Origin of the sequence: Streptomyces sp. ALB3 (assembly GCF_044385685.1) — a bacterium.
Classification (GTDB): Bacteria; Actinomycetota; Actinomycetes; order Streptomycetales; family Streptomycetaceae; genus Streptomyces.
Genome location: NZ_JBISCE010000009.1, coordinates 94,067 through 115,380, shown reverse-complemented (window position 1 = coordinate 115,380; position 21,314 = coordinate 94,067). Strand labels below are relative to the sequence as shown.

General features: G+C 71.7%; 21 protein-coding genes. 6 read left to right on the top strand and 15 right to left on the bottom strand.

All coding sequences use genetic code 11. From position 1 onward, the window contains the following. Positions 1-17: 17 nt before the first annotated feature. The 11 genes from ACHFIV_RS11020 to ACHFIV_RS10970 form a co-directional block, all read right to left on the bottom strand. Positions 18-1,121, bottom strand: a complete 1,104-nt coding sequence (locus ACHFIV_RS11020) for a polyprenyl synthetase family protein (RefSeq protein WP_398966268.1) — start codon at positions 1,119-1,121, stop codon at positions 18-20. Further along, complete coding sequence (gene hpnE, locus ACHFIV_RS11015) at positions 1,118-2,506, bottom strand: hydroxysqualene dehydroxylase HpnE (protein ID WP_398966266.1); 1,389 nt, start codon at positions 2,504-2,506, stop codon at positions 1,118-1,120. Before hpnE ends, ACHFIV_RS11020 begins: the two co-directional genes overlap by 4 nt. A gap of 115 nt (positions 2,507-2,621) precedes the next feature. Beyond that, positions 2,622-3,542 carry a presqualene diphosphate synthase HpnD gene (gene hpnD, locus ACHFIV_RS11010; protein ID WP_398966263.1) on the bottom strand — a complete coding sequence of 307 codons (921 nt, stop codon included), beginning with the start codon at positions 3,540-3,542 and terminating at the stop codon, positions 2,622-2,624. 29 nt (positions 3,543-3,571) lie between these two features. Then, entirely contained in the window at positions 3,572-4,492 is a 921-nt protein-coding gene (gene hpnC / locus ACHFIV_RS11005) for a squalene synthase HpnC (protein ID WP_398966261.1), read from the bottom strand. Positions 4,493-4,907: 415 nt separating this feature from the next. Continuing rightward, a complete protein-coding gene (locus ACHFIV_RS11000; RefSeq protein ID WP_398966258.1) occupies positions 4,908-5,693 on the bottom strand; it encodes an ABC transporter ATP-binding protein in 786 nt (261 codons plus the stop codon). After that, complete coding sequence (locus ACHFIV_RS10995) at positions 5,686-6,615, bottom strand: ABC transporter permease (protein ID WP_398966255.1); 930 nt, start codon at positions 6,613-6,615, stop codon at positions 5,686-5,688. Before ACHFIV_RS10995 ends, ACHFIV_RS11000 begins: the two co-directional genes overlap by 8 nt. 107 nt (positions 6,616-6,722) lie before the next feature. After that, positions 6,723-7,595: a glycosyltransferase family 2 protein gene (locus ACHFIV_RS10990; protein ID WP_398966253.1), complete on the bottom strand. Its 873-nt coding sequence runs from the start codon at positions 7,593-7,595 to the stop codon at positions 6,723-6,725. An 8-nt stretch (positions 7,596-7,603) separates the two neighbouring features. After that, positions 7,604-8,383, bottom strand: coding sequence for a CDP-alcohol phosphatidyltransferase family protein (locus tag ACHFIV_RS10985; protein ID WP_398966250.1), 780 nt, complete (start codon positions 8,381-8,383; stop codon positions 7,604-7,606). Then, positions 8,361-9,422 carry an iron-containing alcohol dehydrogenase family protein gene (locus ACHFIV_RS10980; protein WP_398966247.1) on the bottom strand — a complete coding sequence of 354 codons (1,062 nt, stop codon included), beginning with the start codon at positions 9,420-9,422 and terminating at the stop codon, positions 8,361-8,363. Before ACHFIV_RS10980 ends, ACHFIV_RS10985 begins: the two co-directional genes overlap by 23 nt. Further along, positions 9,410-10,147, bottom strand: coding sequence for a phosphocholine cytidylyltransferase family protein (locus ACHFIV_RS10975; RefSeq protein ID WP_398966244.1), 738 nt, complete (start codon positions 10,145-10,147; stop codon positions 9,410-9,412). The genes ACHFIV_RS10980 and ACHFIV_RS10975 overlap by 13 nt, the downstream gene beginning before the upstream one ends. Then, positions 10,144-11,898: a DUF5941 domain-containing protein gene (locus ACHFIV_RS10970; RefSeq protein WP_398966241.1), complete on the bottom strand. Its 1,755-nt coding sequence runs from the start codon at positions 11,896-11,898 to the stop codon at positions 10,144-10,146. The genes ACHFIV_RS10975 and ACHFIV_RS10970 overlap by 4 nt, the downstream gene beginning before the upstream one ends. A gap of 372 nt (positions 11,899-12,270) precedes the next feature. Here ACHFIV_RS10970 and galE point away from each other — a divergent pair, with 372 nt between their 5' ends. The 4 genes from galE to idi all read left to right on the top strand — a co-directional run bounded on the left by galE (position 12,271) and on the right by idi (position 16,583). After that, entirely contained in the window at positions 12,271-13,257 is a 987-nt protein-coding gene (gene galE / locus ACHFIV_RS10965) for a UDP-glucose 4-epimerase GalE (protein WP_398966238.1), read from the top strand. Positions 13,258-13,430: 173 nt separating this feature from the next. Next, positions 13,431-14,372 (top strand): cation diffusion facilitator family transporter, encoded by a 942-nt coding sequence (locus ACHFIV_RS10960; protein WP_398966236.1) that lies wholly within the window; start codon positions 13,431-13,433, stop codon positions 14,370-14,372. Positions 14,373-14,587: 215 nt separating this feature from the next. Beyond that, positions 14,588-15,841: a GNAT family N-acetyltransferase gene (locus ACHFIV_RS10955; protein WP_398966234.1), complete on the top strand. Its 1,254-nt coding sequence runs from the start codon at positions 14,588-14,590 to the stop codon at positions 15,839-15,841. Positions 15,842-15,989: 148 nt separating this feature from the next. Continuing rightward, positions 15,990-16,583 carry an isopentenyl-diphosphate Delta-isomerase gene (idi, locus tag ACHFIV_RS10950; protein ID WP_398966232.1) on the top strand — a complete coding sequence of 198 codons (594 nt, stop codon included), beginning with the start codon at positions 15,990-15,992 and terminating at the stop codon, positions 16,581-16,583. Between the two features lie 23 nt (positions 16,584-16,606). Here the strand turns inward: idi and ACHFIV_RS10945 are convergent, their stop codons facing one another. Together ACHFIV_RS10945 and ACHFIV_RS10940 are read right to left on the bottom strand one after the other, a co-directional pair. Then, complete coding sequence (locus tag ACHFIV_RS10945) at positions 16,607-17,062, bottom strand: ATP-binding protein (protein ID WP_398966229.1); 456 nt, start codon at positions 17,060-17,062, stop codon at positions 16,607-16,609. A 148-nt stretch (positions 17,063-17,210) separates the two neighbouring features. After that, positions 17,211-17,798 carry an HdeD family acid-resistance protein gene (locus tag ACHFIV_RS10940; RefSeq protein WP_398966228.1) on the bottom strand — a complete coding sequence of 196 codons (588 nt, stop codon included), beginning with the start codon at positions 17,796-17,798 and terminating at the stop codon, positions 17,211-17,213. Between the two features lie 81 nt (positions 17,799-17,879). Between ACHFIV_RS10940 and ACHFIV_RS10935 the strand changes: the two genes are divergently transcribed. Then, complete coding sequence (locus tag ACHFIV_RS10935; RefSeq protein ID WP_398966225.1) at positions 17,880-18,680, top strand: enoyl-CoA hydratase/isomerase family protein; 801 nt, start codon at positions 17,880-17,882, stop codon at positions 18,678-18,680. Here ACHFIV_RS10935 and ACHFIV_RS10930 read toward each other — a convergent pair. Together ACHFIV_RS10930 and ACHFIV_RS10925 are read right to left on the bottom strand one after the other, a co-directional pair. Next, positions 18,667-19,302 carry a DJ-1/PfpI family protein gene (locus tag ACHFIV_RS10930; RefSeq protein ID WP_398966222.1) on the bottom strand — a complete coding sequence of 212 codons (636 nt, stop codon included), beginning with the start codon at positions 19,300-19,302 and terminating at the stop codon, positions 18,667-18,669. The genes ACHFIV_RS10935 and ACHFIV_RS10930 overlap by 14 nt on opposite strands. A 47-nt stretch (positions 19,303-19,349) precedes the next feature. Further along, positions 19,350-20,306: a GlxA family transcriptional regulator gene (locus ACHFIV_RS10925; protein WP_398966220.1), complete on the bottom strand. Its 957-nt coding sequence runs from the start codon at positions 20,304-20,306 to the stop codon at positions 19,350-19,352. Between the two features lie 136 nt (positions 20,307-20,442). Between ACHFIV_RS10925 and ACHFIV_RS10920 the strand changes: the two genes are divergently transcribed. After that, positions 20,443-21,306: an SCO6745 family protein gene (locus tag ACHFIV_RS10920; RefSeq protein ID WP_398966217.1), complete on the top strand. Its 864-nt coding sequence runs from the start codon at positions 20,443-20,445 to the stop codon at positions 21,304-21,306. Positions 21,307-21,314: the final 8 nt, after the last annotated feature.

Sequence of the window (21,314 nt, the reverse complement as noted above, 5' to 3'; positions counted from 1 at the left end):
TCATATCTGGATGGTGATCATCTCTTTCGTACGACCACGAAGTCGGCGAGCTCGGTGAGCTGCGCCCGCACTCGTTCCGGCATGTCGACGCCGTGCAGCGCCTCGATGGCTACCGCGTGCTGACGGCGGGCTTCCTGGGCGGTCCACTCACGGCCGCCGGCCTCCTCGATGAGCGCCGCCCGGGCGGCGAACTCCTCTTCGGAGAAGCTGTCGAAGTCGTTGCTCTTGGCGTCGGCCGCGAGCAGTTCGCCCAGACGCTCGGAGGCGGGTCCGCCCGCGGCGAGTGCCGCGACGACGGGGAGGGACTTCTTGCGCTGGCGCAGATCGCTCCAGGTCTGCTTGCCCGTGGACTCCGGGTCGCCCCAGATCCCGAGCAGGTCGTCGACCGCCTGGAAGGCGAGGCCCAGGTGGTAGCCGTACGCCTCCAGGACGTCGGCCGTACGGTCGTCGGCTCCACCGAGCACGGCACCGATCGAGACGGCGCAGGCGAGCAGGGCCCCTGTCTTGTTGCCCTCCATCTCCAGGCACTCCTCGACGGTGACCCGCTCGCGGTGCTCGTAGGAGATGTCCTGGGCCTGTCCGTCGATGAGCTTGCGGCTGGCCGTGGTCAGCCGGCGGGCGGCGCGCCCGGCCTCGACGGTGCCGAGCTCCAGCAGGATCTCGTTGGCCAGGGCGAAGAGCGCGTCGCCGACGAGGATCGCCTGGGCGGGGCCGTGCACCTTCCAGACGGTGTCCCGGTGGCGGCGCTGCTCGTCGCCGTCCATCAGGTCGTCGTGCAGCAGCGAGAAGTTGTGCACGAGTTCGACGGCCACGGCGCCGGGGATGCCGGCCTCCGCCGGGGCGCCCGCGGCCTCCGCGGACAGCAGGGCGAGCGCGGGGCGCACGGCCTTGCCCCCGTCGCCGTCGGCCGGCCGGCCCTGGGCGTCGATCCAGCCGAAGTGGTAGGCCGCGACGGTGTCCATGGGCGGCGCCAGCCGGTCCACGGCAGCTCGCAGCACCGGCGCTGACAGGGCCCTTCCACGCTCCAGAAGCGCGGTGACGTCCGTGGTGTCCGCCACGGTGTCGTAAGCCGGATTCGCCGGGGTCACAGACTCTCCTCTTGTTCCGGTGGTACTGCTCATGCCGCCTCCTGCAGCGGATGTTCGTGTGGGCGGCCGAGGGCCTGGAGCGCGGCGTCCGCGGCACCGGAGCCGCTGCGGACCGCGCCCTCCATCGTGGCGGGCCAGCCGGTCGCGGTCCATGCCCCCGCCAGGTGCAGCCCGGCGGCGCGCGTGCGGGTGCCCGGCCTCAGGCGTCCCACCCCCGGCGTGGGCGCGAAGGTCGCGGTGCGTTCCCGGGTGACGAAGAAGTCGCGGATCCCGGCCCCCCGCGCCGCCGGGAGGAGCCGTTCCAGCTCGGGCACGTAGCGCTTGCGCAGCTCCGCCACGGGCAGGTCGATCTCGTCCTGGGCCGCGGACTGGGACACCGCGAGGTACTGTCCCCCACCCTGGAGACCGGAGGACTCGGTGCGGTCGAAGACCCACTGCACGGGCGAGCCGAGCGCGGCGAAGAACGGCCGGCGCAGCACCTTGCGGTCGTAGACCACATGGACGTTGAGGATCGGCGCGTCGGTGAGGTCGAGCAGCCGCCCGGGATCGTCGAGCGCCCCTTCCGGCAGCAGCCGGTGGGCCTCCCCCTGCGGTACGGACAGGACGACGGTGTCCGCCTCGAAGCGCTCACCGTCGGTCTCGACGGCCCAACGGCCGTTCTCGGCGCGGGCCAGGGAACCCGCCCGGGTGCGCAGGTGGATCTGCACCCCCGCCGATTCGAGTGCCTTGCGGGCGAGCGTGTCGTGCAGGTCACCGAGCGGTACGGCGGCCCAGCCGATGTCGGCGGCCCCCGGTTCGGACAGGAGCCCGGTCTTGAAGACCTTCGCGGCGAGCGCCATGGAGGCGTTCGCCGCCGTGGCGTTGAGCGTGGCGACGCCGACGAGGTCCCAGAGGGCTTCGACGGCACGGTCGGACTGGCCGTGGCGTCGGAGCCAGGTGGCGAAGTCGATGCCGTCGAGCGCGGGGTCGGCGGGGTCGAGGCGGCCCAGCGCCAGTGCGGCACGGGCGACGCCCGCCTTCTCGGCCGGTGAGAGGTGCGGGTAGGCGGCGAGTCCTGCGGCCAGGTGCAGCGGGACGGGCATGCCGGTGCGTCGCAGCCGTCCGAGCCTCGGTCCCGAGGGCCGGCCGACGTCGAGGACGGGGACGTCGAGGCGGTCCTGCAGCGGGGCGAGGTGAGCCCCTTCGATCCGGTCCAGGAACCAGCGGTAGGCCGTGCAGCAACGCAGGTAGACGTGCTGGCCGTTGTCGACCGACAGGTCTCCGCGCCGGAAGGAGAAGGCGAGTCCGCCGAGCCGAGGACGGCCCTCGAGCAGGGTGACGCCGAGCCCCGCGTCGGCGAGACGCAGCGCGGCGGTGACGCCGGCGAGGCCGCCGCCGACGACCACCGCGCGGGAGGACCGAGGGCTCCGGCCGGTCATGTCTGCTCCCTTCGCCGTGTCACCGCGGACAGCGGTGTACGCCGTGTCGTCGCAGACAGGGACGCGACGGGAAGCGCGGAGGTTGCCCGCCGCGCGCGTCGGATCGGAGCCGTCATCAGGCCCTCCCCCTGGCCGTCCGGCGTGAGATGTGGCGCGCGTCGAGGCCCGACAGGCCTCGCACCGCAACGTACGCCTTCTCGTGGCCGGGGAGCGAGACCCTGCCCCGCAGGACGGCCTCGGGATCACGTTCGATCCGGTCGAGCAGCCTTCGGTAGATGCCGGCCATGGCGGCCACGCAGGCGCCACTGCGGCGGTCGAGCATGGGCAGGAGCCGGTAGCCCTCGGCGAAGAGCGCCCGGGCGCGCCGCACCTCGAAGTGCACCAGGCCCGCGAAGTCGGACCCTGGGGGCGGGGTGGCCCGGTGGAACCCGGCGGAGCAGCCGAACTTGGCGAGGTCGTCGGCCGGCAGGTAGGTCCGCCCGTTGCCGGCGTCCTCGCGGACGTCTCGCAGGATGTTGGTGAGCTGGAGCGCGAGGCCGAGGGTGTCGGCGTACTCCGCGGCCCGTTCGGCACCGGGTGCGCCCGCCTCCGTGCCGAACACGCCCAGGCTGAGGCGCCCGATCGCACCCGCGACACACCGGCAGTAGGTCTTCAGGTCGTCCCACGTCTCGTAGGTCGCGCCGCGCACATCCATCAGCACGCCGTCGATGAGCTCGTCGAGGCCCCCGAGCGGCAGGGGGAACCGGCGCGCGGAGTCGGCCAGCGCGACCGCGACCGGGTCGGTGTCGTCCTCGTCGACCGCCTTGTCCTGGACACGGACGAGCAGGTTCCGGGTGTCTTCGAGCCGGGCGCGCTTGGTCTGCGGATCGAGCTCGCCGTCACCGATGTCGTCGACCCGACGGGAGAAGGCGTACAGCGCCGACATGGCCTGCCGCTTCTCGTAGGGCAGCAGCCGGATGCCGTACGCGAAATTGCGGGCCTGCTGTCCGGTGACGGCCTCGCAGTAGCTGTATGCGGCCTGTACCGGTGCCGACATGTACGTCGTCTGTCCCTCCACGGTCCGGCTCACCCCTCTCTGTGCGCTCTTCGCAGGACGTCTCCCACCTCGCGCAGCAGTCTGGGCGCGGTGGGCTTGGGCGGTCCGGGCAGTACGTCGAAGCCGGCGGCCGAGATCGCGCCGAGTGCCGCCCGCCCGCCGCCGACGAATCCGGCGAGCAGCAGCCTGAGCCGGCCGTGGACGCTCCCCACCAGGGGAAGGCCCTCGTCCAGCAGGTCACGGGCGCGCTCGGCCTCGTACGCGACCAGGGCGCGCACCGATGCGCCCGCGGACGCCGCGGCGAGGTCCGTTTCGCCGACGTGGAAGCGGGTCATGTCGTCGGCAGGCAGATAGATCCGGTCGCGGCCCAGGTCCTCGGCGACGTCCTGGAGGTGCTCGGCGATCTGCAGAGCGGTGCACACGGCGTCGGAGAGGCGGATCCGCTCAGGGCTGGCGGTGCCGGTGATCTGCAGGACGAGGCGTCCGACGGGGTTGGCGGAGAGCTCGCAGTAGGCCAGCAGGTCCCCGTAGGTCCCGTAGCGGCGGACCTTCTGGTCCTGCCGGTTGGCCTCGATGAGCCCGAGGAAGGGCTCGGGGGTGAGCGCGCAGCGCCGCACGGTGGGGCGCAGGGCGCGCATCAGGGGGTGGCGCGGGCCGTCACCGGTGGACAGGAAGAGGCGGTGCAGATCGGCTTCGAGGGCGTCCAGCACCGCGAGCCGGTCCTCGCTCTGCCCGGGGTCGAGGCCGAGGTGGCGGGCGTCGGCGCCGCCGGGGGCGAGATCGCCGTCTCCGATGTCGTCGACCAGGCGGGCGAAGCCGTAGACGGCCATCAGGTCGTCGCGCCAGGCGCGGGGCAGGAAGAAGGGGGCCACGGGGAAGTTCTCGCCCGTGGCCTTGTCGAGCGTGGCGGTGGCGACGGCGTCGGCGCGCGCCTGCCGGGCACGGGTCACCGCGTACCACCCGACGCGGGGACGGCGGAACCACGTCGGAGCTGGAGATCTTCCATCATTGCCGTCATATCTCCCGTTCTACACTGCTGACCCAAAACATCCCTTTTCGGACACGCCGCTCGTCCGGCCGAGTGCGACATGCACACAACGGGCGGCGCGCGGGGCGTATCACCCCACATCGCCTCGAATCAGCACCGTCACAGCTTACGTCGTACAGCTCATGAGGCCGCGCCGGGGTACGGCCCGCCCCTGCGAGGCGTGCCGGCTGCCGCCAACCCTCCCCGCGCAGAAGGCAGTTGACGCCCTCCACCGAGAGGGGATCCCGGTGCGCCTGCGGGCCCTCCTCCCAGCGGGTCCGCACACCGCAGCGGTCCCCGCCTCGGTGCTCCGGCGGGGACCGCGCGCACGCGACGGGCTACTTGCCCGTCTCCCGCTCGTAGGCCTTCAGCACCTCTTCGGTGGGGCCGTCCATCAGGAGCTCGCCCTTCTCCAGCCACAGCACCCGGTCGCAGGTGTCCCTGATGGTCTTGTTGTTGTGGCTGACCAGGAAGACGGTGCCCGCCTCCTTGCGCAGCTCGCGGATGCGTTCCTCGGAGCGGACGCGGAACTTGCGGTCACCGGTGGCCAGCGCCTCGTCGATCATGAGTACGTCGTGGTTCTTGGCGGCCGCGATCGAGAAGCGGAGCCGGGCCGCCATGCCGGAGGAGTAGGTGCGCATCGGGAGGGTGATGAAGTCGCCCTTCTCGTTGATCCCGGAGAAGTCCACGATGCCCTGGTACCGCGCCCGGATCTCCTCGCGGCTCATGCCCATCGCGAGGCCGCCGAGCACGACGTTGCGCTCGCCGGTCAGATCGCTCATCAGGGCCGCGTTGACACCGAGCAACGACGGCTGGCCGTCGGTGTACACCTTGCCGTGCTCGGTCGGCAGCAGGCCGGCGATGGCGCGCAGCAGGGTGGACTTGCCGGAACCGTTGGTGCCGATGAGACCGATGGCCTGGCCCCGGTAGGCGGTGAAGGAGACGCCCCGCACCGCGTGCACCTTGCGCACGCCGCGCGGTTCCCCCTTGCCGCGGCGCATGATGCGGCTCAGCGCCGCGGTGGCGCTGCCCTTGCCGCCGCCCGCACCGCTGACGCGGTACACGATGTGCACGTCGTCCGCGATCACGGTGGGGATGTGTCCCTGGGACGATTCCTCAGCCACGGCCGTACCGTTCCTCTGCCTTCCAGAAGTACACGAAGCCCGCTACGCCCACCACGAGCGCCCAGGCGAGCCCCACCGCCCACACGTGCTGCGGCAGGTTCTCCGAGCCGTAGCCGTCGATCAGTGCGAAGCGGACCAGGTCCATGTAGATCGCCGCCGGGTTGTACTGCAGCACGTCGGCGATCCACTGCGGCTTGTCCGCCAGCATCACCGGGATGGAGAACATCACGCCCGAGGCGTACATCCAGGTGCGCATGACGAACGGCATCAGCTGGGCGAGGTCGGGGGTCTTGCTGCCCAGTCGGGCCATGACGAGCGCCAGACCGGTGTTGAAGAGGAACTGCAGGGCCAGCGCCGGGATGACCAGCAGCCAGGAGAGCGACGGATAACTGCCGAAACCGACCGCCACCGCCAGCAGCACGATCATGGAGTACAGGAGCTGCTGAAGCTGCTGCAGGGAGAAGGAGACGGGCAGGGAGGCCCGGGGGAAGTGCAACGCCCTGACCAGACCGATGTTGCCGGAGATGGAGCGCACCCCCGCCATGACCGAGCTCTGGGTGAAGGTGAACACGAAGACCCCGGTCACCAGGAAGGGGATGAAGACCTCCTGGCTCATGCCCTTCCTGGTCCCCAGGATCAGCCCGAAGATCAGGAAGTAGACCAGGGCGTTCAGCAGCGGCGTGGCCACCTGCCACAGCTGGCCGAGCTTGGCCTGGCTGTACTGGGCGGTCAGCTTCGCCCTGGAGAACGCCAGGATGAAGTGCCGACGGCCCCAGAGCTGCCGGATGTACGCGAACAGCCCGGGCCGGGCGCCGCTGACCGTCAAGCCGTACTTCTCGGCCAGCTGGGACGCGCTCAGTCCCTCGTCGGCGGACGGCGGACTGCTCAGGGCAATCCCGCCGTCGTGGGTCGTGTCACTCACAGTTAAGAACTCTCGTCTTCACAATGCGCGGCCGGTCGCGGGCGCGGCCAAGGCGGACAGCTTCCCGTACGGAACGAATACGGCTCATGGTCTCAGAGGAGAGCCTCTCAGATCACCGGTGGCCGTCCCAGCCTTGTCAGCCGCCATACCGTACGCCACCGCATGGGGCGCCGGGGTCCGCAGGGCTTGGTCCAGCCTTCCCTGAACCCTCCGAACCATGCTTTCAGAGCGGGCAGGGAGGGCCGGCGGACCAGGGTGAGGAGCAGCCAGACCCCGACGTAGAGGGGGACCAGCGGTGCGGGCAGGTTGCGGCGCGCGAGCCAGACCCGGTTGCGGGCCACCATGCGGTGGTAGACCGCGTGCCGCGAGGGAGCGGTGGTGGGGTGGTTCAGCACCATGTCGGCGCGGTAGTCGATCATCCAGCCCGCGTCCTGGGCCCGCCAGGCGAGGTCGGTCTCCTCGTGGGCGTAGAAGAACTCGCCGGGGAGGGGGCCGGCCTCGGCGATCACCTGGCTGCGCACGGCGTTCGCACCGCCGAGGAACGTGGTGACGCGCGACGAGCGCATCGGGTCGGAGGCACGCAGCCGCGGCACGTGCCGTCGCTGCGTGACACCCGTGTCCGGGTCGGCGATGCGGAAGGTGATGATGCCGAGCTTCGGGTCCGCCTCGAACGCCTGCCGGCAGAGCTCTGCCGTGTCGGTGTTCGGCAGGTACCCGTCGTCGTCGAGGAAGAGCAGGGCGTCGACGTCTGCTCCGGACGGGCCGAACGCCTCGATGCCGACGTTGCGGCCGCCCGGGATGCCCAGGTTCTCGGGCAGCTCGACGGTCCGCACGCCCGCGGGGACGTCGGGGACCGGGGCGCCGTTGCCGACGACGACCACCTCGATCCGGTCGCCGTCCTGCGCGGCGACCGAGTCGAGGAGGGCGCGCAGTTCGTCGGGGCGGTTGCCCATGGTGATGATGACCGCGCCGAGTTTCATGGGAGAGCTCACTTCAGCCTGCTGGACGCCAGGATCGACACCAGGTGCAGAACGGTCTGGAGGAGGGCGATGCCCGCCAGGACCGCGACCGCGAGGCGGCTGAAGAAGAGGTCGTCCCGGACCGTGTCCAGGACGGCCACGACCAGGATGACCAGTGACGCCTCGATGCCCAGGATCAGCCGGTGGAACTTGAGCGCGCCGGCGGCACGCCGGGCGAGCGCCATGCCGGAGGAGCGCGGCTCGGAAGCGGCCTCCTTGACCGGGGGCAGCCCGCCCTGGTGGCGGGCGACGCCGACGAGGTCGGTCTCGGCCTTGATCAGGATGGCGCCCAGCGCGGCGAGCGTTCCCAGGAAGGCCCACAGCCAGTCGACGCGTCCGGGGCCCCACAGGTCGGCGGCGCGCAGGCCGAAGCCGACCAGCACCGCCGCGTCGCACAGATAGGCGGCCACCCGGTCCAGGTAGACGCCACCGAGCGAGTACTGCTTCTTCCAGCGGGCCACCTCGCCGTCGACGCAGTCGAACAGCAGGTACAGCTGGACCGCGAGGACACCGAGCAGGGCGCCCGGAATTCCCGGGACGAGCAGGGCCGGGGCCGCCAGCACGCCGGCGACGGTCATCACGTAGGTCAGCTGGTTGGGCGTGATCCTGGTGGTGACCAGGTGCCGGTCGATGCGCAGGGAGATCTCGCGCATGTAGAGCCGACCCGCCCAGTGCTCGCCACTGCGCCGGTCCTTCACACCCGGGGGGTGCACGACCGGGCGGAGTTCAGCTATGGATGGCTTTTGCATAGTCGGCGTACGCGTCCCTGATCTGGTCGGTGGACAGGTTGAGGTGTTCCAGGATCGTGAAGCGTCCCGGGCGCGTCTGCGGGGCGTAGTCGACGGCCCGGACGAACTCTTCGGTCGTGAAGCCGATCTCGTCGGGCAGCACCGGCAGTCCGTGACGTCGCAGTACGGACGCCATGTGGACGGACTCCTCGTGCGCGCCCCGCAGGTGCATGGCGAAGCAGGCGCCGAGGCCGACCTGCTCGCCGTGGCTGGCCGCGCGCTTCGGGTAGAGCAGGTCGAAGGCGTGGTTGATCTCGTGGCAGGCACCCGACGCGGGCCGGGAGTCCCCGGCGATCGACATCGAGATGCCGGTCAGGACCAGGCCTTCGGCGAGCACCTTGAGGAAGGCGTCGTGGCCGACCCCGCCGGGGTGGCGCAGCACCGCCTCGCCGGCCTGCCGGGCCATGGCCGCCGCGAGACCGTCGATGTCCTCGCCGCGCACCGCGTGGGCGAGCTCCCAGTCGGCCACGCACGAGATGTTGGAGACCGCGTCGCCGACACCGGAGCGTACGAAGCGTGCGGGTGCCTCCCGGATCACGTCGAGGTCGATGACCACGGCGATCGGGGTGGGGACCCCGTAGGAGCCTCGTCCGTTGTCGTTGTCCAGGGTCGCGACCGGCGAGCACAGCCCGTCGTGGGACAGGTTCGTCGCGACGGCGACCATGGGCATGCCCACACGCGCCGCGGCGTACTTCGCCACGTCGATGATCTTGCCGCCGCCGAGGCCGACGACGGCGTCGTAGCGGTTGCCCTTGATCCCGTCGGCGAGCCGCACGGCGGCGTCGATCGTGCCGTCCGTGACCGGGTACCAGTCGGCTCCGGGCAGCACCGGGGCGAGCCTCTCGCGCAGGGCGCGCCCGGAACCCTCGCTGATCGCGATGGCGAGCTTGCCGGAGGCGGAGATCCGCTGGTCGGCGAGGAGACCGGCCAGATCGTCCATCGCGCCGCACCGGATGTCGACGACGACCGGGGACGGGATGAGGCGGGTCAGTACCGGCACGCGATCTCCCTGCCCCTGGCGAGGTCGTCGTGGTTGTCGATCTCGACCCACGTGACCTCACCGATGGGCGCGACGTCGACCGTGAAGCCACGGTTCACGAGCTCCTGGTAGCCGTCCTCGTAGTAGAGGTCGGGGTCGCGCTCGAAGGTGGTCCTCAGGGCGTCGGCGAGCTCCTCGGCGGCTTCGGGCTCGATCAGCGTGACGCCGATGTACTCGCCCGTCGCGGTCGCCGGGTCCATCAGCTTCGTGATCCGGCTGACGCCCTTGTCGCCGTCGGTGATGACCTTCATCTCCTCGTCGGCGAGGGTCTTCACCGTGTCGAGGGCGAGGATGATCTTCTGGCCCCTGCCCCGCGCGTCCAGGAGGGTCTTCTCGACGGATACCGGGTGGACGGTGTCGCCGTTGGCGAGGATGGCGCCCCGCTTCAGGACCTCACGTGCGCACCAGAGGGAGTAGGCGTTGTTCCACTCCTCGGCCTTGTCGTTGTCGATGAGCGTGAGCGTCACGCCGTACTTCGCCTCGAACTCGGCCTTGCGGGCGTAGACCGCTTCCTTGCGGTAGCCGACGACGACCGCGACCTCGGTGAGCCCGACCTCCGCGAAGTTGGCCAGCGTCAGGTCCAGGACCGTCTTCTCGCCGTCCACCGGGACCAGTGCCTTAGGCAGGGTGTCCGTGTACGGACGCAGACGGCGTCCGGCACCGGCAGCCAGTACGAGGCCGATCATGCGAGTTCTCCTTCGTCGTGTACAGCGGGGGCCGAGGAGGACACCCAGAAGCGGATGGACTCCACGAGCACCACCAGAGCCACGGCGGCCGCCAGCGCGGTGAGAGCCGTGGTGAAACCTGAACCGTGGGTCAGTACGGCGGCGAGGACGGCCACGACCAGGGTCCGGCCCTCGTGGCCGCCGATGGCGCGCACCAGCCACTGCGGAGGTGCTCCGGTGCCGCCCCGGATGCGGTACACCGTGTCGTAGTGATGGTAGGCGACGGCCGAAACGAGGCCGAACGCCGCGGGAACGGCGTGCGGCACGTCACTGCGGGCGGCCAGCACCAGGAGCGTGCAGTATTCGGCGGCCCGGAAGACCGGCGGCACGAGCCAGTCGAGCGCGCCCTTGAGCGGCCGGGAGACGGCGAGCCCGGAGACGGCCGCGTACACCACCGCGGCACCCACGGTCAGCCAGCCGCCGTAGGGGGCGAACAGGGCCGCGGCGACCATGACCAGCGCGCCGGCGAGAGCCAGCAGCGGGGCCGTGAAGCCGCCGCCCGGCCGCCGGAGCACGGAGGCGACGGCCTGGGCGAGCGGACCCGAGTCGGCGAGGTCGGCCAGTGCCCGTGCGGCGCGGTCGGTGCGCTGAGCCTTGCGGGTCAGCGAGCGCAGCAGTCGGCCCGCCGTGGTATAGCAGGCCGCCAGGGCGCAGCCGACGAGCAGGGCGTAGAACACGATCCGGGGGGTGGTGACGGCCGTGAGCACGGCGATCATGGCCCAGCGTTCGCCGATGGGCAGGACTATCATCCGGCGCAGCCACACCGTCCAGCCGACGCTGTCGAGCTTGTCGGAGAGCGCGGCGGTGGGACTGGTGTTGGACACCGCGTCGTGGTTGGCCTCGTTGAACGAGAAGTCGACGACATGGCGGCAGGCCTGGAGCACCATGGCGCCGAGCGCGAGGACCCAGACGTCGTCGCCGCCGCGGGCCGCGCCGAGTGCGAGGCCCGCGTAGTACGCGTACTCCTTGGCCCGGTCGAAGGTGGCGTCCAGCCAGGCGCCCATCGTCGAGTACTGGAGCGAGTACCGGGCGAGCTGCCCGTCGGTGCAGTCCAGGACGAAGGAGAGGAGCAGGAGCACTCCCGCCGCGACGTAGCCGCCTCGGGTCCCGGTCGCGGCGCTGCCGGCCGCGATGAGCGCGGTGACCAGCGACGCGGTGGTGACCTGGTTGGGAGTGAGACCCCTGCGGGCGCACCAGCGGGCGAGGTAGCGCGAGTACGGACTGATGAAGAACGTGGTGAAGAAGCCGTCGTGGGCCTTCACCGCGCTGCGCAGGCGTACGGCCTCGTCGTCCACGGCCGCCACGGCGGTCCGTGCGGCGTCCCGCTCCTCGGGCGCGGTGGGTACCAGGGCCGTGAGCGAGCCGAGCTCTGGGCGCTGCACGGCGGTGCCCTCGGCGTCCAGGGCGACGGCGAGCCTGCCCGGCACCGTACGGTCCTCGGTGACGGGATCGGCGCCGGGGGACGCCACGGGGCTGCCGGCACCGACGGCGGCCACGGCCCGCCGCAGGGCACGGAGCAGCGCGGGGCGGGCCTCGGGCTGCGCGGTGAGCGCTCCGGGGATCGACGCGGCCGCGAAACGGGGGTCGGTCAGTCCGAGCCGGAGGGCGTGGACGTGACCGACGAAACGGGGGTCCACGAGCGCGACGCGCCTGCTCGCGGGGACCGCGGCGAGCAGCTCGGCTGCCTCGGTGGCATCGGCTGCGGCGGTCACGTCGAAGCCGAGTGACCTCAGATCGTCCTCGAGCGACGATCCGGGTACCGGCGCACCGGTGAGGATGGCGGTCGACAGACGAACTCACTCCTTGGTGCTGACGGGAACGGCGCGCGACATAGCGGCCCGGAGGTGGGCCGGCGGCACATCGGCTGAGGCTATCGGATGAACGGAAGACCGAGTTCATCGCCCGTTTGTGCTCCGTTCGGGCGAATCGGCCATCATGCGGCGCCGTTCGCGATCATCATCGTCGATCGACGCCTCGACCCACAAACCGCGTCCGGCACACCGCGCGGGACCGGCCGGGGAAGGGCCGGGCCGGGCCGGCTCCTGCCTCCGCGCCGCCTCTCCCGGCCGGTCTAAGCTGCGTGCATGACGTGGTTGATCACAGGCGGGGCCGGTTACATCGGGGCACATGTGGCGAAGGCCATGACGGGAGCCGGCGAACGGGTCGTCGTCCTCGACGACATCTCGACCGGGATCGAGACGAGGCTGCCCGCCGACGTCACGCTGGTGCGGGGATCGGCGTCGGACCGCGAGGTGCTCGACCGGGTGCTGTCGGAGCACGCCGTCACGGGCGTGGTGCATCTCGCGGCGAAGAAGCAGGTCGGCGAGTCCGTGGAGAAGCCGCTGCTCTACTACCGGGAGAACGTGACCGGGCTCGGCGTCCTGCTGGAGGCCGTGGTCGCGGCCGGCGTGCGGCGCTTCCTCTTCTCCTCGTCGGCGGCCGTGTACGGCGTCCCCGACGTGGAGCTCATCACGGAGGCGACACCGTGCGCGCCCATCAACCCGTACGGGGAGACGAAGCTCGCCGGGGAGTGGCTGGTGCGCGCCACGGGGCGGGCCCACGGGATGTCGACGGCATGCCTGCGGTACTTCAACGTGGCGGGAGCGGCCGCGCCCGAGCTCGCCGACACGGGCGTGTACAACGTCGTACCCATGTTCTTCGACCGGCTGACCCGAGGAGAGGCGCCGCGGATCTTCGGTGAGGACTACCCGACACCGGACGGCACCTGCGTGCGCGACTACATCCATGTCGCCGATCTGGCGGAGGCGCACCTCGCCGTCGCCAGGCATCTGGACCAGGACCCGGGCGGCGGCGACCTCACCGTGAACATCGGCCGGGGCGAGGGCGTATCGGTGCGACGGCTCGCCGAGCTGGTGGGTGAGGTCACCGGCCTGCGCACCGAACCCGTGATCGAGCCGCGCAGGCCCGGGGACGCGGCCCGGGCGGTGGCGTCGGCCGCCCGGATGACCGAGGAGCTGGGCTGGACGGCCCACCGCGGGATGCGGGAGATGGTGGAGTCGGCCTGGGAGGGCTGGTGCCTGCGTCACCCCGGGGCCCGCGCCGCGACGTGAGGGTCCTCGCCAGGACAACGCTCTGACCTGCACCCGTTTCCGCAGGTCAGAGCACATGACAACGGTGTTCAGTGCCGGGTTGCCCTATACCCCGGCCCCGTAGTTCACTGGCCGCATCGGGCCGGGTGGGTCAGGGCTGCCTGAGGGACACGACGGGGTACGGAGGCGTTCACATGGGGGCTGGCCACGATCACGCGCACACGCACGGAGGTCCGCCCCCGACGGGGACGGCCGCCGCCGCGTACCGCGGCCGGCTCCGGGTCGCCCTGGGGATCACGCTCGGCGTCATGGTCATGGAGATCATCGGCGGGCTCCTCTCCGACTCGCTCGCCCTGATCGCGGACGCGGCCCACATGGCGACCGACGCGGTGGGGCTGGGAATGGCGCTGCTGGCCATCCACTTCGCCAACAGGCCGGCGGGCCCCAACCGCACCTTCGGTTACGCCCGTGCCGAGATCCTCGCCGCGCTGGCCAACTGCCTGCTGCTCCTCGGCGTGGGCGGCTACCTGGTCTTCGAGGCCGTCGACCGCTTCATCACACCGGCGGAGACCGAGGGAGGGCTGGCCATCGCGTTCGCCGCCGTCGGCCTGGTGGCCAACGTGGTGTCCCTGTCGCTGCTGATGCGCGGACAGCGGGACAGCCTCAATGTGCGGGGGGCCTATCTCGAGGTCGTCGCGGACACCCTGGGCTCGGTGACGGTGCTCGTGTCGGCCGGCGTCATCATGGCCACCGGCTGGCAGGCCGCCGACCCCATCGCGTCGCTGCTGATCGGCCTTATGATCGTCCCCCGTTCGGTGAGACTCCTCCGGGAGACGCTCGACGTGCTGCTGGAGTCGGCGCCCAAGGGGGTCGACATGGAAGAGGTACGCGCCCACATCACGGCCCTGCCCGGCGTGCTGGACGTCCACGACCTGCATGCCTGGACGATCACCTCGGGTATGCCCGTCCTCTCCGCCCACGTCGTCGTGCACCAGGAGATGCTGGACTCGATCGGCCACGAGAAGCTCCTGCACGATCTCCAGGGCTGCCTGGGCGACCACTTCGACGTGGAGCACTGCACCTTCCAGCTGGAGCCCAGCGGGCACGCCGAGCACGAAGCGCGGCTCTGCCACTGAGCCGTGCCGGAGAGCCGACGGATCCGGTGCTAAGGTCTCCGTCGTGTCTCCGAGCCCGGAGCCCGGTGAAGAGAGAAGGAGCTGAGGTCGATGACCGTCGCGACGACGGCTGCGCTGCGCAGCAACCGGTCCTTCCTCATCCCCCGGGTCACCGGCTGACCGTCCGGCCTACCAGAGCCGCGTCGGCCGGGGCCCTCACACCAAGGGTTCCCGTCTTGACCGACCACACGTACGACGCTTTCTTCGCACTGCACCACCGGCTGCCCAGGCAGAGCCCCGGTTCCGACGCCACCACGCGGCGGCTGCTCGCGATGGCCGGCTCGCTGCCGGACCGTCCGCGCGTCCTGGACCTGGGCTGCGGACCCGGCCGGGCCGCCCTGTTGCTCGCCGCCGAAGCCGGGGCCGAGGTGACGGCGGTCGATCTGCACCAGCCGTTCCTCGACGAGCTCACCGAGGCCGCGGAGGCCCGCGGGCTGGCCGACCGGATCCGCGCCGTCCGGACGGACATGGCCGACCTGACGGGGCCCGACTTCGCCGACGGGTCCTACGACCTGGTCTGGGCCGAGGGTTCCGCGTACTTCGTCGGATTCGGCACCGCGCTGCGTGAATGGCAGCGGCTGCTGGCCCCCGGCGGCTCGATGGTGATCACCGAGTGCGTATGGACCACCGGCTCCCCGTCGGCCGGGGCACGCTCCTTCTGGGACCGGCACGCCTCGCTGCGGCCCGTCGCGGAGAACACCGCGGCGGCGGTGCGGTCCGGCTGCCACGTGCTCGGGGTGCTCGTGCAGCCCGACAGCGACTGGGACGAGTACTACACCCCGCTGGCCGCCCGGGCCGCCGCGGCGGACCCCTCGGCCCCCGGCATGCCGGAGGCGCTCGCGGCCACCCGCGAGGAACTCGAGGTGCGCCGCCTCCACGGCGCGGAGTACGGCTACGCCGGATACGTGCTGCGTCCCGTCGACGCGCGCTGGCGGACCCGCCCGGAGACGTCCGCCGACCGCGACGCGGTGCGCGGGGTCGTCGCGGACGCCTTCCCGACCCGGGCGGAGGCCGACCTGGTCGACGCCCTGCGCAACGACTCCGGGGCATGGCTGCCCGGTCTCTCGTACGTGGCCGAGGCGCCGGACGGTTCCGTGGCGGCGCATGCCCTGCTGACCAGGTGCTGGGTCGGGGACGCGCCGGCACTCGCGCTGGCCCCGGTGGCGACCGCGCCGGGCCACCAGCGCGGGGGCGCCGGCCGGGCGGTCGTCCGGGCGGCGCTGGACGCCGCACGGCTGCGCGAGGAGTCACTCGTCCTGGTGCTCGGACATCCGGAGTACTACCCGGCCTTCGGTTTCGTGCCCGCGTCGCGGTTCGGGATCAGGCCGGGCTTCGACGTCCCCGACGAGGCGATGATGGCACTGTTCCTGGACGGTTCCGTGCCGGTGCCGCGGGGCACGATCCGCTATCCGGCGGCCTTCGGGGTCTGACGCGGTGTCCGTCCGGCCCCGCCCGCGCGGGCGGGGCCGGACGGACATGCCAGCACCCGAAGTGCGGACAAGCGGCTTTTGTACGGCAGACTTGACCGCACTCGAGGGGCCCGGCGCACGAGGCCGGGAACCAAAGCGAAGGATGGGTATGCCGACCACACCAGCCACCGCGGCGCACAGCTCGTCGAACGGCACAGCAGACGCGATCATGCTCGAACTGGTCGACGAGAACGGCACCACCATCGGCACGGCGGAGAAGCTCGCCGCTCACCAGTCCCCCGGCCAGCTTCACCGGGCGTTCTCCGTCTTCCTCTTCGACGAGCACGGGCGACTGCTCCTGCAGCGTCGTGCGCTCGGCAAGTACCACTCCCCCGGCGTGTGGTCGAACACCTGCTGCGGCCACCCGTATCCGGGAGAGGCACCGTTCGCTGCGGCTGCCCGGCGCACGTACGAGGAGCTGGGGGTCTCGCCCACGCTGCTGGCCGCGGCGGGCACGGTCCGCTACAACCACCCCGACCCGATGTCCGGCCTGGTGGAGCAGGAGTTCAACCACCTGTTCGTCGGGATGGTGCAGGAGCACCTGCGGCCGGACGAGGAGGAGGTCGGCGAGACGGCCTTCGTGACGTCCGGCGAACTCGCGGAGCGGCATGCCGCCGCACCTTTCTCGGCGTGGTTCATGACCGTGCTGGACGCCGCGCGGCCCGCGATCCGGGAGCTGACGGGGCCGTCCGCGGGCTGGTGAAGCCGCACACCGCGCAGGGGCGGTCAGAGCTGCGTCTTCAGGGGCAGCGCCGCCCAGATGATCTTTCCACCGCCCGCGGTGTGCTCCACATCGCAGCTACCGCCCGCCTCGGCGGTGATCTCACGCACCAGGAGCAGCCCTCGGCCACCGGTCTGCGCGTAGTCGGTGACCAGTGCCGTCGGGCGGTAGGGGTGGTTGTCCTCGACCGACACCCTGATCCACTCCGCCCCGATGGCCACCTCGACCGCCAGCTCGGGTGAGAGCAGCGCCGCGTGCCGGACGGCGTTGGTGACCAGTTCGGACACGATCAGCAGCAGTCCCTGGAGGATGTCGTCCTCGACGGGCACGCTCTGCCGGTCGAGCAGGTCCCGTACCGCGTGCCGGGCCTGCGGCACCGAGACGTCGACGGCCGGCGCGGTGAAGCGCCACACCCCCTCGTACGGCACGGGATGGGCCGGGACACTCCCACGGCTCTCCATAGACCGCCACCCGCTCTCGGTTCGCATGCCACTGACCCTCGGGTATCGAGTGTCGGGAAGAGGGCCGTCCGCACCACAGCCCCGACCGAAAGTGGCGCCTTTCAGAGGCAATCTGAACGAGTGGGTATGACAGCGTCAGGTGATTGGACTACTTCTCACCTTCTTCGGGCGTCATCTGGTCCGTCACCATGCTCACGACCCGTCGCCCGCCCACGCCGACCGCGATCAGCCCGAGCCCGTCGAACAGCAGGGCCAGCGAGAAGAAGCAGCCCAGCACATAGAGACTGCTGTGCGGCCAGTCGAAGAGCACCAGCAGCCCCAGCAGCAGCCCGAACGCGCCCTGAAGCAGCGTCCAGCCGAACTGCGGGCCACGGACCACGACACTGCCCACCAGGCGGAACACGCCTCCGGTCAGGAAGAGCAGCGCGGCGAACATCGTCAGTGCCTCGGCCGTGCCCTCCGGGTGCCTGAGGACGACGACACCGGCGGCGATGTTGAGCGCGGCGACCACGACGCCCAGCCAGAAGTAGGCGGAACCGCGGGCCTGGACCGCGTGGAGGAGGCCGACGAGTCCGCCGACGAGCAGCAGCCAGCCGAAGAGGATCATTGAGGTAAGAGTGGCGACGCCGGTGTAGACGAGACCGACGAGCCCCGCGACCACCAGCAGGACACCGAGCAGGGCGAGTCCGCCGAAGCTCCGGTTCAGCTTTCTGCCCTCGGTCGTGGGTCCGGCCATCGACAGCTCCTCGTGGTGCGTGCCCGGTTCGCGGCCCCCGTCCTGATCATAGGTTCGGGTCGTACGGATAGCATCCGGCGCATGGACCTCAGGGAGCAGACGGCAGGGACGGAGCCGCGGCTGGAGCACACGGTCGTGGACGGCGTCGCCACCGTCGTCATCAGCAACCCCGCCAAGCGGAACGCGATGACCACGGACATGTGGCAGGCGCTGCCCGTGCTGCTGGAGAAGCTGGCCGGTGACGACCGTGTACGCGTCCTCGTCCTCACCGGCGCGGGTGACACCTTCTGCGCCGGTGCGGACATCGCCTCCCTCCGGGACCCGGGCGGGCGGCCGCAGACGCTCGCCGTCCGGGCCGAGGAGGCCCTGGCGGCCTTTCCCCGGCCGACGGTGGCCGCCGTGCGCGGGTACTGCGTGGGTGGCGGCAGCCAGCTCGCGGCGGCCTGCGATCTGCGGTTCGCGGAGGAGGGCGCCTCCTTCGGCATCACTCCTGCCAAGCTCGGGATCGTCTACCCCTCCTCGTCGACGCGCCGGCTGGTCGGGCTCGTCGGCCCGGCCGCGGCCAAGTACCTGCTGTTCTCCGGGGAGCTGATCGGGGCCGAACGGGCGCTGCGCACCGGGCTGGTGGACGAGGTGCTGCCGGAGGGCGGGCTGGAGGACCGGGTGCGTGCGTTCTCACGGGTCCTGGCGTCGCGTTCCCAGCTGACGCAGGCGGCGGCGAAGGAGTTCGCCGACGGCCGGGAGGACCGGGACGCCTACTGGTCACGGCAGGCGCACGGCAGCGGCGACACCGCCGAGGGGGTCGCCGCCTTCCTGGAACGCCGCACCCCCCGTTTCACGTGGACGACCAAGGGTTCCGGACCCGCGCCTACCTCAGGATGAACCGGCTCCTGGCCCGCCACTTCTCCACCATCGCGGCCGGGGCCTTGTCCGGTGACCCGCAGTCGTACGGCGGGCGGGGGTCGTACTCGGTCAGCAGCTGGACGGTCCGGGCGTGCTCGTCGCCCGCGATCCTTCCGAGCAGGGTGAGGCCCATGTCGATACCGGAGGAGACGCCGGCGGCAGTGACGTACTTGCCGTCGGTGACGACCCGCTCCCCCGTCGGTTCGGCTCCGAGGGACTTCAGGACGTCCAGGGCGAGCCAGTGCGAGGTGGCGCGCCGGCCGGTGAGCAGTCCGGCGGCGGCGAGCAGCAGGGAGCCGGTGCACACGGAGGTCGTCCAGGTGCTGGTCGCGTCCACCGTGCGCAGCCAGCCGAGCAGCGCCTCGTTCGTCATCTGATCGCTCTGACCCGGGCCTCCCGGCACGATCACCACGTCGGGGGCGGGTACGTCGGCGAGCGCACGCTCGGCGACGAGCGAGAGGCTTCCCCTGTCGTTGCGCACGGGACCCGGGCGCTCGGCGACGAGAACGGTCTCGGCGCCGGGGGCGCGGCTGAGCATCTCGTACGGGCCCACGGCGTCGAGCGCGGTGAAGCGGTCGAAGAGCACGATGGCGGTCTGCATGAGGTTCCTTCCGTTGCTGCGTCGTGGTGCCGGCGGCCTGGGCCGTGTCAGGCGGGCTGCGGGCGGAAGCGGCGCCGGTATTCGGCGGGCGCCGTCCCCAGGGTCTTGACGAAGGCCCGGCGCATGGCTTCCGGGGTTCCGTAGCCGCTGGCGCGGGAGATCGCGGTGATGCCGTCACTCGTGTCCTCCAGCAGTCGGCGGGCCTGTTCGAGGCGTACGCGTTCGACGTACCGTCCGGGGGTCAGGCCGGTCTCGGCCTGGAAGGCACGGGCGAAGTGGCGGGGCGAGAGACTGGCGCGGGCCGCGAGCGCCTCCACCGAGAGGTCGGCGTCCGGATGCGCGGTGATCCAGTGCTGGACCTCGCGGAGCGGCTCACGGGCGGCGGTCTGCGCGGTGAGCTGGACGCTGAACTGGGCCTGGTTCCCCGGCCGTCGCAGGAACACGACGAGGTGGCGGGCGACGGTGAGCGCCACCTCCCTCCCGTGCTCCTCCTCGACCAGGGCGAGCGCGAGGTCGATGCCGGCCGTGACGCCGGCCGACGTCGCCAGCCGTCCGTCGCGTACGAAGATGGGGTCGGGGTCCACACGCACCGCCGGATAGGTCCGGGCGAGCGTCTCGCAGACCGACCAGTGGGTGGTCACCCGATGGCCGTCGAGCAGGCCCGCCTCGGCGAGGAGGAGGGCACCGGTGCACACCGACACCAGCTGCCGGGCCCCTGGGCCGTGGACCCGGAGCCAGTCGACCAGTGCCGGATCGGGCGTCCTCGTGCCGGCGCCTCCGGGCACCAGGAGCAGGTCGGACGCCCCGGCGTCGGCCAGCCTGCCGTCGGGAACGAGCGTGAGACCGCTGGAGCAGCGGACCGGTGCTCCGTCGAGCGAGGCGGTGCGCAGGTCGTAGGAGACGCCGGGGAAGCGGGAGGCGCCGGCGAAGACCTCCATCGGACCGCTCACATCGAGGCTCTGCACGCCCTCGTAGAGGACGACGAGCACGGATCGCTGCTTCATGTCCGCAATCCTGGCCGGGCGGCTCGACGGCCGCAATGACGAGTTTCCCACCTTTCCTGCCACGCGTGTGCTCGGTGCCCGTCGGCCGTCCACCCGGGTTCCCTGACGTACCGACCAGTCGGTAACGTGTGGTGGCATGACTACACTCACGCCGCGTGCGGGCCGCCGCTGCCACAACGCCCTCAACCCGCTGCACTCCTGTGTCTACTTCTCCCCCGATCTCGGCAAGGAGTTCGGGGCCCTCGGCGTAGAGGACGCGAGCCGGGTCTACTTCGCCGCGCGCGGCGCGGCCCTGGGCGCTGCGGGGGCGGGCACCGTCACCGCCACCTTCTACAACTTCAACCATGAGCTGGTGGCCCGCCACCTGCCCTCCGTCTGGTCGGACATCACCCCGCGGGCCGCGCTCGACGCCCGCCTGCGGGCCGCCGACTCGACGCTGCGCCGGGTGCTCGGCGAGGACGCCCTCGCCTCCACGGAGATGGCGGAGGCGGCCGGACTGGCCCTGCGGGCTGCCGAGGCCTGCACCCGCCACGCCCGCCCGCTGTACGCCGCGCACGCGGACCTGGAGGTGCCGGAGCAGCCGCACCTGGCGTTCTGGCACGCGGCGACACTGCTGCGGGAACACCGCGGTGACGGCCACCTGGCCGCCCTGCTCTCGGCCGGCCTCGACCCCCTCGAGGCGCTGGTCAGCCACACGGCCACCGGCAAGGGCATGGCGCCGCGCTGGATCCTCGCCACCCGCGGCTGGCGGCGCGCGGACTGGGACGCGGCGGTGGAGCGGCTGCGTGAGCGGGGTGTGCTGGACGCGGAGGGCGAGCTGACGGACGCGGGCACCGCGCTCAGGGCGGAGCTGGAGGAGGCGACGGACCGCATGGACGCCGCGCCGTACGCGCACCTGGGCGCGGACGCCGTGGAGCGGCTCACCGAACTGGGCCGTGGATTCCTCTTCGCCGCGGCCTCCGCCGGCGCGTTCCCCGACGATCTCGTCGGCAAGGGCTGAGCCGGGAC